The 12,564-nt window shown below is 42.6% G+C and carries 13 protein-coding genes; 8 read left to right on the forward strand and 5 right to left on the reverse strand.

Features of this window, described 5'->3' with window-relative positions; translation table 11 throughout:
• Window positions 1-12: 12 nt before the first annotated feature.
• The 5 genes from OA91_RS14780 to OA91_RS14800 form a co-directional block, all read right to left on the reverse strand.
• On the reverse strand, window positions 13-915 hold the full coding sequence (locus OA91_RS14780; protein ID WP_442919128.1) for a carbohydrate ABC transporter permease: 903 nt from the start codon (window positions 913-915) through the stop codon (window positions 13-15).
• The gene (locus tag OA91_RS14785; RefSeq protein WP_046015320.1) at window positions 908-1,837 is read right to left on the reverse strand and encodes a carbohydrate ABC transporter permease; all 930 of its coding nucleotides are present in this window, start codon (window positions 1,835-1,837) and stop codon (window positions 908-910) included. The genes OA91_RS14780 and OA91_RS14785 overlap by 8 nt, the downstream gene beginning before the upstream one ends.
• 216 nt (window positions 1,838-2,053) lie before the next feature.
• Window positions 2,054-3,301, reverse strand: a complete 1,248-nt coding sequence (locus OA91_RS14790) for an ABC transporter substrate-binding protein (protein WP_063339050.1) — start codon at window positions 3,299-3,301, stop codon at window positions 2,054-2,056.
• Window positions 3,302-3,910: 609 nt separating this feature from the next.
• Window positions 3,911-4,774, reverse strand: coding sequence for an urea carboxylase-associated family protein (locus OA91_RS14795; protein WP_157203848.1), 864 nt, complete (start codon window positions 4,772-4,774; stop codon window positions 3,911-3,913).
• A 74-nt stretch (window positions 4,775-4,848) separates the two neighbouring features.
• Window positions 4,849-5,283: a VOC family protein gene (locus OA91_RS14800; RefSeq protein ID WP_063339051.1), complete on the reverse strand. Its 435-nt coding sequence runs from the start codon at window positions 5,281-5,283 to the stop codon at window positions 4,849-4,851.
• Window positions 5,284-5,650: 367 nt separating this feature from the next.
• Here OA91_RS14800 and OA91_RS14805 point away from each other — a divergent pair, with 367 nt between their 5' ends.
• The 8 genes from OA91_RS14805 (at window position 5,651) to OA91_RS14840 (ending at window position 12,562) form a co-directional block, all read left to right on the forward strand.
• Window positions 5,651-6,619, forward strand: coding sequence for a TRAP transporter substrate-binding protein (locus tag OA91_RS14805; RefSeq protein WP_046015317.1), 969 nt, complete (start codon window positions 5,651-5,653; stop codon window positions 6,617-6,619).
• A gap of 70 nt (window positions 6,620-6,689) precedes the next feature.
• Window positions 6,690-7,226 (forward strand): TRAP transporter small permease, encoded by a 537-nt coding sequence (locus OA91_RS14810; protein ID WP_046015316.1) that lies wholly within the window; start codon window positions 6,690-6,692, stop codon window positions 7,224-7,226.
• Window positions 7,226-8,533, forward strand: coding sequence for a TRAP transporter large permease (locus OA91_RS14815; protein ID WP_046015315.1), 1,308 nt, complete (start codon window positions 7,226-7,228; stop codon window positions 8,531-8,533). Before OA91_RS14810 ends, OA91_RS14815 begins: the two co-directional genes overlap by 1 nt.
• 3 nt (window positions 8,534-8,536) lie before the next feature.
• Window positions 8,537-9,043, forward strand: coding sequence for a winged helix DNA-binding protein (locus tag OA91_RS14820; protein ID WP_046015314.1), 507 nt, complete (start codon window positions 8,537-8,539; stop codon window positions 9,041-9,043).
• Between the two features lie 301 nt (window positions 9,044-9,344).
• Window positions 9,345-10,139 (forward strand): putative hydro-lyase, encoded by a 795-nt coding sequence (locus OA91_RS14825; RefSeq protein WP_063339052.1) that lies wholly within the window; start codon window positions 9,345-9,347, stop codon window positions 10,137-10,139.
• A gap of 7 nt (window positions 10,140-10,146) precedes the next feature.
• On the forward strand, window positions 10,147-10,875 hold the full coding sequence (locus OA91_RS14830) for a 5-oxoprolinase subunit PxpA (RefSeq protein ID WP_082827960.1): 729 nt from the start codon (window positions 10,147-10,149) through the stop codon (window positions 10,873-10,875).
• Entirely contained in the window at window positions 10,875-11,612 is a 738-nt protein-coding gene (gene pxpB / locus OA91_RS14835) for a 5-oxoprolinase subunit PxpB (RefSeq protein WP_082827961.1), read from the forward strand. Before OA91_RS14830 ends, pxpB begins: the two co-directional genes overlap by 1 nt.
• The gene (locus tag OA91_RS14840) at window positions 11,609-12,562 is read left to right on the forward strand and encodes a biotin-dependent carboxyltransferase family protein (RefSeq protein ID WP_063339054.1); all 954 of its coding nucleotides are present in this window, start codon (window positions 11,609-11,611) and stop codon (window positions 12,560-12,562) included. Before pxpB ends, OA91_RS14840 begins: the two co-directional genes overlap by 4 nt.
• The last annotated feature ends 2 nt before the right edge of the window (window positions 12,563-12,564 follow it).

Consider the following 12,564-nt stretch of genomic DNA (forward strand, 5'->3'; position numbering starts at 1 on the left):
TAGGTTGTTTGTTTAGCCTTTTACTGCACCAGCAGTTAGGCCACGTACAAAGTATTTACCGGCTAAAACATAAACCAGCAGGGTCGGTAGGGCAGCTAGAATGGCTGCAGCCATATCGACGTTATATTCCTTACCACCAAAGCTGGTATTCACTAGGTTGTTCAAAGCCACAGTGACAGGCTGAGTATCAAAGCCTGAGAAAGCCACACCAAACAGGAAGTCATTCCAAATTTGGGTGAACTGCCAAATGATGGTTACCACAATAATTGGGGTTGAGATTGGCAAAATAATGCGACGGAATATGGTAAAGAAACCTGCGCCATCTAGTCTTGCTGCTTTAATCAAATCACTTGGGATTCCTTGATAAAAGTTACGGAAGAAGAGAGTGGTAAAGGCCACACCATACACCACGTGTACAAAGACTAAACCGGTTGTTGTGTTTGCTATTCCTAACCAACCTAATGTACGTGCCATAGGCAACAAGATAACTTGGAATGGAATAAAGCAACCGATCAAAAGAGCACCGAAGAAGATATCGCTGCCTTTGAATTTCCACATGGAAATTACATAGCCGTTAAGTGCACCTATGATGGTTGAGATCAATACCGCAGGGATAACGATCTGAAACGAGTTCATGAAGTAAGGTGCGATGCCATTACAGCTACTACCCGTACAGGCGCCGCCCCAAGCTTTACCCCAAGCATCAAAATTAAGGCTACCTGGTAGTGATAACAAAGTACCTGAACGTATTTCTTCAACATCTTTTAGTGAGGTTAAGAACATCACTAAAAAAGGCATTAGGTAGACAGCCGCCATGCCTAATAGACAGATATAAAGTGCGACTCTTAATATGTGTTCTAAAGGCGTCTTTTGACGACGACTTGAGCTTGAGTTCATAGTGTTTGCGCTAGTCATGACGCTCTCCTCTTAGTTCTGAATAAAGATAAGGAATCAAAATAGCCAAGACACATCCCAGCATAACCATGGCAGAGGCAGAACCTAGACCAATTTGGCTACGAGTAAAGGTATGGGCATACATAAAGTTCGCTGGTAAATCAGATGAGTAACCTGGGCCACCATTGGTTAAGGCTGCGACTAAGTCGAAACTCTTAATGGCAATGTGAGATAGGATCACAACGGCACTAAAGAAAACCGGTTTTAGTGAGGGTAAAATGATACGGCGATAAGTCGTAAAGATATTGGCGCCATCTAGGTTTGCCGCTTTAATTAAGTCACCATCAACACCACGAAGGCCCGCGAGGAAAAGTGCCATCACAAAGCCAGAAGCCTGCCAAACAGCGGCAATAACTAAGCAATAAACCACCTTGTCTGGGTTAACTAGCCAGTCGAAGGTAAAGCTTTCAAAGCCCCAATCAACCATCATTTTTTCAAGGCCGTTAGTTGGGTTTAGTAGCCATTTCCAAGCCGTACCTGTCACTATGAAAGAAATCGCCATAGGGTAGAGGTAAATCGTACGGATAGCGCCTTCGTTACGAATCTTCTGATCAAGGAAAATGGCTAGCATCACCCCAAGAAACAAGCAGATCAAAATAAATAAAGCACCGAAAATCCCTAGGTTTGTTAGGGCGACTATCCATCTGTCATTTTCAAATAAACGCTCATATTGGCGTAAACCAACAAAGTCATAAGAAGGAAGCATGCGCGAATTGGTCATAGAAAGGACTGCTGTCCATATCATATAACCATACATGCAGATAATAGTGACCACTATGGTCGGTGCCATCACTAGCTTAGGGATGAAATCCGCTAGTGAGAAGGACTTTGCTTGGGCCGCAGGTGTGGCTTTCGACTCAAGAGAGGAGGCTTTGATAGTCATAATAATGAGCTTCCGTAGAGCATCTAGTTAAAACCTTTGCAGTCGACAGTGCTTATTGGTGTTATCCATGGATGACATGAACTAGACCCACAGCAGGCTGCAAAGGTTTCGTAATTATAAACGTGAACTAAATCAGGTATTTGCGCGTCTCGTACTGGTTAAAAAGTGCGAGATAACAGCTGGGACATTATCTGTCCCAGCTGTTCAAACAGAGTCTTATAGGCTTGCTTTTACTGCACGCGCTAGTTTGTCGACTGCTTGTTCTGCTGTCATAGAATCATCATTGAAGAAGTTGGTTACTACGTCATAGATAGCGCCTTGCACCATAGATGAAGTAGACATACCGTGAGCCATACTTGGCGTTAGGTTACCTGTTGTTGAACTTGCTAGGAATGAATCCATAGAAGCGTGAGCACAAGTATCAAACTTCTCACGAGGCATGTTCAAACGTGCTGGGATAGAACCCTTGTTTAGGTTGAATGTTTCTTGGAACTCAGGCTCAAGGATCAAGCGTGCTAGGTCTTGCTGTGCTGCTTGGTTGTCTTTACCGTCAACCTTGAACATAGCTAGGCTATCAATGTTAAAGGTGAAAGAATCACTTGTACCTGGTGCTGGTAGGCAAACATAGTCGATACCGGCTTTTTTGTTTGCTGCAGTGAACTCACCTTTCGCCCAGTCACCCATGATTTGCATTGCGGCTTCGCCATTGATAACCATAGAAGTAGCAACGTTCCAGTCACGACCAGAGAAACCTACATCAACATACTTTCTGACTTGCTTGAAAGTATTGAAAACATCGATCATGTCTTGGCTACGTAGCGTTTTGTCAGAGTGAGCGATGAAAGCTTTGTTGTAGAAGTTAACACCTTTTTCAAGCGCAATGGCTTCGAACAAGGTTGCGTCTTGCCAAGCTTGACCTCCATGAGCAAGTGGTGTGTAACCAGCTGCTTTGATTTTTTCTGCTTCGACTAGAAATTGATCCCAAGACGTTGGCAGTTCAGCGCCAGACTTACGGAATACTTCTGGGTTAGCCCACATCCAGTTTACACGGTGAACGTTGACAGGAGCAGCTACATAGTGACCTTCGTATTTCATTACATCACTAACAACTTGAGGTAGAACCACATCCCATTCACCTTGTGCTGCAACTTCATCAAGGTTAGTTAGGAAACCTAGGCTACCCCATTCTTGGATAGTTGGTCCTTTGATTTGAGCACTGGCTGGTGGGTTGCCTGAAATGGCACGTGATTTAAGCACAGTCATTGCGGATTCGCCTGCACCACCTGCAACTGCGAAATCTTTCCAAGTGTGGCCTTCTTCAACCATCAAGCCTTTTAATACATTGATAGAAGCGGCTTCACCACCTGATGTCCACCAATGAAGTACTTCAACTTCTCCGGCATAAGAATTGGCTGCACCGACAGTTAGAGCGGCAGCAGTTAGAGCGAATGCAAACTTTTTCATGATAGTAACCCTTGTTATTTTTATTTCGGTATCTAGTACCAACTTAAGGTCTCTCATTGAGAGGGTCAAAATTGTGTATGAGTTGTATTTGAATTAGACCGAAAAGCAAATGGCTAATTTATGATTGATAACTCATAGTCATTCAATTTAGCAAAGTCTTTTAGAGCAAGGGGTAAAGTAGAGCAACCTATTGTAACTTAGTCTTGCAAGATGCAACTTAGTCTTAATATTGTCTTAACGAAAAAGCTAACACACTGATTTATTTGGTTAAAAATATAAAAAAATAAAAGCAATGTGTTAGGGAACCTGCTGATTAAGTCACCTCTTCTCAGTCTTTACAGAAAAAATATCACACAAGGCGTTACTTTGACGTAATGTAGGTACCTTTCGAGAAGTGACAACACAGGGTGTTACTTTTTCTGAAATGCCGTTTAGGTATTATTCAAAGACCCGAAGGGCGTGGTCTAAAAGCCCTATCTTTATATTGAGAACCTTATCAATAAAATCACTATTAAGTTGCGCTCCTTGCCATAAATCTAGCTGCTTTTATCCACACGCTGAGGCGGGAGGACTTATTCGCAGGTTCCCTAGCAAAAACAAAGAGAAAATTTAATCTAGGCCGTGCTTGCCTTGATAACCACTGGTTAAAAAGGGCTTTTTCTCAACCTTGTTTGTCTGTGTTGGTTTATAAATTTCTACCAATAAAGGGTAACAAGCTGTGTCATCATTTGAGTGACTGCTACCACAATCACCTCCTGGGCAGGCTGATAAAGCACCTAATAAATCAATCTCAGCATAGAACTCGATAAAATCCCCCGGCCTTACTGGGCTGGCTTTCATGAAATATTGGTGAGTATCTCGGGTAAAGCCAGTACACATAAAGACGTTCATAACATCATGAACATGGGGTTCGGCTTGCTCGGCACTCAGTTGCTGAGATTCAGCGAGCGCGCGAGTCAGGTTCGAATGGCAGCAATAATTGTAATCCACTTCTTTAAGCATATGGTTGGTGTAAGGATCACAACGTGTCCCTATAACATCATGCACACCAGCGCCATCATCATCCCAGCCATACCAATCTAGCGTATCCTGAGTAATGGTTGCCATAGGTCTAAGGTACGGTATATTGCTCCAGAGTCTATCACCTGTGTTGAGATGGCTGGCATGGAGTTGGCGAGTTTTACCGCTAAAAAAACGTTCATTTATATTGTTGGCATTCCATAAGTTGAGGTCGCCTACTTGTGGCCCTTCAACACTGACAATACGAAAGAAATGTCCAGCAGGGACTTTGAAACTCTTGCCATCTCTGGGTGGAATTAAGACTTGCGATACCTTTTCCTTGTTCTCTTTTGCTTGTTGGTAAAAAGCCTCATCAAAAGGAGGAAGACTCTCAACTTGGTAACACACTATGGGTTTTTTCGAGCGTCTAGCCTCTTTATCAGATGGGTGTTTCATATCCTTATCACTGATCATGTCTTTCTCCATTTCTATGAGTCTTAAATGTATCCCTATTTCAGTGCTTTCTTATCTTAATTTAAATCTTTATCTCACTTGGCAAAAAGTTCGCTTTCGATATCTCTAAAAGCTTTAAATTCCAAGGCATTACCCGAAGGGTCGCAGAAGAACATGGTGCCTTGTTCACCTACTTGGCCTTCGAATCTAACATAGGGCTCAATGAGAAACTCATCGATAAAGCCTCTGACTTTGTTAGCCAGTTTCTGCCATTCGTCAAATTCCAGTACAACACCAAAGTGAGGGACGGGAACACCATGCCCATCAACATGATTATGAATACTTTGTACTTTGCCATCTTTCCCTATGTTGGGGTTAAGGTGGGTAACGACTTGATGACCAAATATATTAAAGTCGATCCATTCGTTGGTACTACGGCCCTCGGAAAAGCCCATTTTAGTGCCATAAAAGTCTCTGGCTTCGTCTATGTCTCGAACAGGAATTGCTAGATGGAATGGGGTTAATTTCATAAATTTCTCCTATGCTGAATCTTGCCGGCGACCTTGCTGACCTCTCTTGCACTCGCAATACAGTGTGCTTGTAAACCAGTATGGGAGTAAACCCAGTAAAAGTGAATTTCACTCTAGAGAATTGAAAATAGGTTATAAAAACTTTGTATTAAAGTCGTCTGATATTAATGGTACTGAATTAGATTTAATTACCAGAATAAAAAACTACTAAATGTATTTTTTAAAGTTTTATTAACTAAATAACTATTATGTTTTTTGGGTGTAATGCAGGCAAAACGTTGGCGAATTGTAATTGTTTATGTCTTAATCAATTTCATGAGAGGTGAAAAACTCGCCTGATCATAAATTATAATAACGGAGAAACAAGATGCTTAAAAAAACCTTGCTGACGACATCCATTGTATTTGGTGGCTTACTATCTACTGTGAATGCAGCGCAATGGCACATGCCAACCCCTTACGGCGATGCTAATCTTCCGACAAAACTTGCTTATCAATTCGCTGAAGAAGTTAAACAAAAAACAGAGGGTGATTTAAACATCACAGTTCACTCTGGTGCGTCCTTGGTCAAGCACACCGAAATTCCTCGTGCGGTTAAAACCGGTCAGGTACAAATGGGTGAAATCTTCATTGGAATCATGGGTAATACTCACCCTGTATTCAAACATGACAACATTCCTTTCTTAGCAACAAACTTTGATGATGCTGAAAAACTTTGGCAAGCAGCGAAACCAGAAATGGAAAAGCAGCTGAAGAAAGAAGGTATGAAGTTGCTTTATACCGTTGCTTGGCCTGCGCAGGGTTTATATACCAAGAAAGCGATTAATAGCTTAGCGGATATTGAAGGTTCAAGAATGCGTGCTTATAGCCCATCTACTTCACGTCTTGCTGATTTGATGGATACCACGCCTACGACGATTCAGGTTCCTGAAATTCCACAAGCTTTCAGCACAGGCATTATCGATGCCATGATCACCTCACCAACAACAGGTGTAAATGGTCAAGCATGGGACTACCTAAGCCATTACAACGATATCCAAGCTTGGATTCCAAAAAATATGGTGGTTGTGAACATGCGTTCTTTCAAACGTCTTGATAAAGACGTGCAGAAAATCATCATGGCAGCCGCTGCTAATGTTGAAAAGCAAGGTTGGGAACAAGTGCGTATCAATGCTAAGCAAGACACAGATAGCCTAGCCGCTAACGGTATTGCCGTATCGACTCCAACAGCTAAGTTAGCAGGCGAGTTTAATAAAATTGGTGAAACTATGACGCAAGAGTGGCTTGATGAGTCTGGCCCAGAAATCAAAGCTTTGTTAGAAAACTATCAGCAGTAATTTTAGTTTTTATAGACCTCTTTACCTTACCCTCCCTGAGGTTTAGAGGTCGTTTTTGAAGGTTTTGGTTATGCGTAAATTATTAAATAATATCTATCTAGCATCGGGCTATTTATCTGGACTTAGCATCCTGATGATTACCCTTTTGATAGTGGCGCAAGTGGTAGGCCGATTATTCGGTTTTATCGTGCCGTCGGCCGAAGACTTTGCTGTCTATAGTTTAGCAGCAGCAACATTTTTTGGTTTAGCTTACACCTTTCATGAAGGTGGTCATATTCGAGTAACACTCGCCATTAAAGTTTTACCCCCTAAGATACGTCGTTTGCAAGAAGGCTTTATTTTGATTCTTGCTACCTTGCTTGCTTTCTACATGGCGTATTACATGGTGCATCTAGCTTGGGAATCTTATGACTTTGAAGAGGTTTCTTACGGATACATTCCTATTCCTCTTTGGATGCCACAAGTACCTGTTGCCCTAGGGTCTATTATGTTTGCCCTTGCGATCGCAGATGATTTGGTGTGCATGTTGATGGGTAAAACCCCTAAGTACATGCGACATGAAGAGGAAGAACTGAGTTTGGATAATGATTTAGGAGGTGAGGTCTAATGGATACGATTACTTTATCTATCACCCTTGCCGCCGCTATGTTGTTGATGCTGGCTTGCGGTATTTGGGTGGCACTGTCTCTCATTGGTGTGGGTGTTTTGGGTTTATTGCTTTCGGGTAATGACCAAATAGGTTTGCTTTATGCAACTTCAAGCTGGGGTGCAACAACGTCTTGGTCGTTAACGGCTCTGCCTCTGTTTATTTGGATGGGTGAAATTCTGTTTCGGACCCGCCTATCGGAAGATTTATTTAAAGGATTATCCCCATTATTAAATGGGTTGCCGGGCAAACTATTACATGTCAATGTCTTGAGTTGCGGTATTTTTGCGGCGGTTTCAGGGTCTTCTGCGGCAACAGCGGCGACCATTGGTCGTATGACATTACCTGAACTTAAAGAGCGTGGTTACAGTGAACGTATGGCAATTGGTACCTTAGCGGGTTCCGGTACCTTAGGTTTGTTGATTCCACCTTCTATCATTTTGATTGTTTATGGTGTGGCAGCGGAAGTTTCCATTGGTCGCTTATTCATTGCAGGCGCGTTACCTGGCCTTCTATTAGTAAGCATGTTCATGGGTTATACCGTGATCTGGGCCAAGCTAAATCGTAACGAACTACCTGCTCACGATGGGGCTAAGATTCCTTGGGCAGAAAAAATTATTGCTCTGCGTAAACTTTTGCCAATCGTTGCTCTCATAGTATTTGTATTAGGGTCGATTTACGGCGGTGTAACCACACCTTCTGAGGCTGCAGCCTTAGGTGTCGTGGGAGCCTTGTTCTTAGCCGTGCTATCAAAAGCGCTAAATCGTAAAAGCTTTGTCGATAGTCTGTTAGGCGCTGTAAAAAGCTCTTGTATGATAGGTTTGATCTTAGCTGGCGCGCACTTTCTTACCTTAGCGATGGGCTTTTTAGGTATTCCTAAGTCCTTGGCTTTGTGGATTTCTGCGATGACATTATCACCAACTGAGCTGTTAATTTACTTAACTGTTTTGTTTGTGATTTTAGGTTGCTTCTTAGATGGTATCTCTGTGGTTGTTTTAACAACGGCTGTGGTATTACCTATGGTACAACAAGCGGGTATTGACCTACTTTGGTTTGGTATCTATATCGTCTTGGTGGTCGAGATGTCTCAGATAACCCCGCCGGTGGGCTTTAATCTCTTTGTCATACAAGCATTAACAGGGAAAAACATATTATATGTGGCGCGTGCGTCATTACCTTTCTTCTTGTTAATTTTATTGGCTGTAGTTTTGATAACATGGTTCCCTGAAATCGTTACCTTCTTACCTACTAACATGAGCGGAAAATAAAACATGTCTGATAAACGTATTGTCTCTTCTTCACATTTAGCTTCTGAGAAAGGAGCGTCATTAAGTGAATATGAATTCGGACTGATTATTGCCAATAGTGCTTTTAATCGTTGGATGCAGCATTGTGCTAAGAGTGCGGGGGCCGTTGACCTGACACCGCTTGATATCTTAGTTGTGCATCATGTGAATCATAGAGAAAGAGCCAAGCGTTTAGCGGATATCTGCTTTGTACTGAATGTAGAAGATGCACATACGGTGAACTATTCACTGAAGAAACTACTTAAACGGGATTTAGTCCAAGGAGAAAAAATAGGCAAGGAAATGTTTTACCGTACTAGCGAAGAGGGACGCATTTTTTGTGAAACCTATCGTGATGTACGCGAAGACTGCCTTACAGACTCACTAAAGAATTTTAATTTTTCACCAGAAAAATTATCTGAAATGGCAGAGCACTTACGTGCTTTGTCGAGTCTTTATGATCAAGCCTCCAGAGCGGCAGCCTCTCTATAGGCTTACTAAAAAGTGTTCATTAAGACTTAACTTTGACTGTTATTTTACAGCCATAAAAAAGGCTGCCAGGCTTGCCTGCCAGCCTTTTTTATATCTCTATGTTTATAGTTGACTAAACTGTCAAACATTAAAAGGTAGGTATTAATATCTTTAAAAATAAACTTTAAAAGTAATAAAAACTTTAAAGATTAATTTTTGAAGTGTTATTCACTATTAAAAAAATCTTGTTTGACAGCGTGTCTTTCTTGTAAGAATGTTGGCCTAAATCAACATTCGCTCATCACAATTTTAAGGTGTTTGTATGTCACTGAATGCACTATCAACCCCTGCTCAAGTTCGTGATCAAATTCGATCAGGACAATGGGGGAAAAACACATCAGGTTTAGCCTCAGGCTATGTACAGGGAAATATTGTTATTCTGCCAAAAGCGTGGGCAGATGATTTCTTAAAGTTCGCCACACTAAACCCTAAGGCTTGCCCAATTGTGGGTATGTCAGAAAACCCAGGTGATTTCTTATTACCTAACGTGGGTGAAAATGTTGATATTCGCAGTGATGTATCAAGCTATAAAATCTTTCGTGATGGGGAATTCAAGCAAGAAGTCAGTGATATCACAGAGTTTTGGCAAGATGACCTTGTGACCTTTGTGCTGGGTTGCTCTTTCTCATTTGAAGAGCCATTAATCGCAGATGGTTTAGAAGTAAGAAATATCACGGAAAATGTTAACGTGCCTATGTATCGCACTAACATTGAATGCCAATCTGCTGGGCCTTTTTCTGGCACAACCGTAGTGAGTATGCGTCCTATGGTGCCTAAAGATGCCATTCGTGCGATTCAAATTTGTAGCCGCTTTCCTTCTGTTCATGGTGCGCCTTTACACTTTGGTCAGCCAGAGATGATAGGTATTAAAGACATTAATACGCCTGATTTTGGTGATGCTGTCACGATTAAAGAAGGTGAAGTGCCTGTGTTCTGGGCTTGTGGTGTGACACCTCAAGTTGCATTAGAACAAGCTAAACCACCATTTTGCATCACCCATAGTCCGGGTTGCATGTTGGTAACTGATATTCGTAACAGCTCTTTGTCCATTCTTTAAGGAGACCATGATGAAATTAAACTGTGATTTAGGTGAAAGTTTTGGTTCTTGGAAAATGGGGTTAGACGAGCAGGTTATGCCGTTTTTAGATCAAGCAAATATTGCTTGCGGTTTCCATGCTGGCGACCCAGTTTGGATGACTAAGACGCTAGCATTAGCGGTTGCTAATGGGGTTGAAGTGGGTGCACATCCTGGCTATCCAGACCTTGTTGGTTTTGGCCGTCGTAGTATGAACTGCTCCCATGATGAAATTGTGGGTTTAATGCATTATCAAATGGCTGCCTTAGACGGTATGGCTCAAAGCCAAGGCTCTGTTATGACCTATGTAAAACCTCATGGTGCTTTATATAACGACATGATGAGTAAAGACAGTGTGCGTGCGTCTATTATGCAGGCTGTCGCAAGTTTTTATAAACCTGTGCGCTTGGTGCTTCAAGCAACACCAGAAAGTGCAAAACACAGAGAAGAGGCACAAGCAGCTGGCCTAGAAGTGAGTTTCGAAGCCTTTGCTGACCGTTGTTATGACGATAATGGTCGTTTGTTATCTCGTGCTAAAGCAGGTGCAGTACATAATCGTGAGCGCATGCTAGCGCAAGTTCAACAGCTAGTGAGCGAAGGGACTGTGACCAGTGTAAGTGGCCATACTTTAACACTGGATGCCGATACTTTATGTGTACATGGTGACAATGAGGAAGGTGTACGCGCTATCGCTGCCATCCGGGAGCTGATTGTCTAATGAATACTGTCACAACACCAAAAGTTTCAGCGCAGATGCTTCCGCATTTGCGTCTGAAAGTCGCTGGTGAGCAAGCGTTTATTTTATATTTTGCAGAACAAACGAGTACCCAAGTTGCAGCCCAAATTCAGGCTGCAACCCAAGCTTTAGTTGAGCTAGTTGGTCATAGTTTGATTGATCTAGTGCCTTCTTATGCGTCTTTACTGGTCGTTTTTGATGATAATCAACTCGAGTTTTATCAAGCCCGCCAACTTGTGCTGGAACGCATTCGTCAAGCGGCTATGCAAGCTGAAGAGGAAGCGTCACAAGCGGGTAATCAGATTATTCTACCTGTTTATTACGATGTGGAGTCTGGCCCAGATTTAGAAGATCTGGCGCGTGCGAAAGCGCTGACAACCGATGAAATTATCAAGCTGCATTATGAGCAAGAGTATCGCGTTTATGCCATAGGCTTTGCACCTGGTTTTGCTTATTTAGGTGAGCTTGATGAGCGCCTTGCTGCGCCAAGACTGGCAACGCCAAGAAAGGCGGTACCAAAAGGTGCAGTCGCGATTGCCGATAGACAAACAGCGGTTTATCCGTCTGTTTCTCCTGGTGGTTGGAACCTGATTGGTTTATGTCCTGTGCCTATGTTTGATGTGACGAAAACACCAAGTATGCCCATGACAACCGGAGACAGAATTAAGTTCGAGCCGATTTCAAAAGCAGATTTTATCGCCATGGGAGGTGAGCTATGAACACCTTTAAAGTGATTAACCCTGGGGTAATGTCCTTATTACAAGATGCAGGCCGTTTTGGTCAGCATAATATTGGCCTGACAGTCGGTGGTCCTATGGACCCTTTTGCTTTCACTTGGGCTAATCGTCTTTGTCAAAATGAGGTAGGTGCTACCTCAATAGAAATAACCATTGGTGGCTTACAACTAGAAGCCATGACAGATACGCAAATTGCCATCACAGGTGCTGAAACTCAGGTTAAAGTGAACAACCAAGAGCTGCCAATGTGGCAAACATTGAATATTAAAGCCGGTGATAAGATCAAGCTGGGCTTTGCTAGCCAAGGCGCGCGTATTTATTTAGCTGTTGCGGGTGGCTTTGATGTCGAAGCGCAATTTGGTAGTACAGCAACCGTTGTGCGTGAAGGTATTGGTGGTTTAACGGGAGCAGCGTCAAGCGGTAAAGGGCTTGCAAAAGAAGACATACTAGCGAGCCATGATGTGACAACTATTAGCCCTTTGGCTATGCCGAAGTTAGCGATACCTAATTATGATGCTGAGTGCGTTTTACATACGGTTTTAGGCTATCAAGAAGCCAGCTTTAGTCGTGTGGATAAAGCGTCTTTTTTTAGTTGTGAATATACAGTGAGTGAAAGGGCTGACCGCATGGGCTATCGCATGTTAGGGCCAGCAATTCATTCAAGCACAAACGCTATGTTGTCTGAGGGTATTTGTCATGGAGCGATTCAGGTACCTGCTGATGGCCAACCTATTGTCCTTCTAAATGACAGGCAAACCATAGGTGGCTACCCAAAAATTGGCTCAGTTATGGCGCGAGATACGGCAAAACTAGCTCAATTGACCCAAGGTAAAAAGCTACGTTTTGAACCTGTTTCGATTGAAGATGCCCATGGCATAAACCAGATTCAAAAATATAAAGAGTCACAAATTACACTAGTTAAAGTGGTCTAGCC

The sequence above is a fragment of the Marinomonas sp. SBI8L genome, assembly GCF_001624705.1.
Lineage (GTDB): Bacteria > Pseudomonadota > Gammaproteobacteria > Pseudomonadales > Marinomonadaceae > Marinomonas.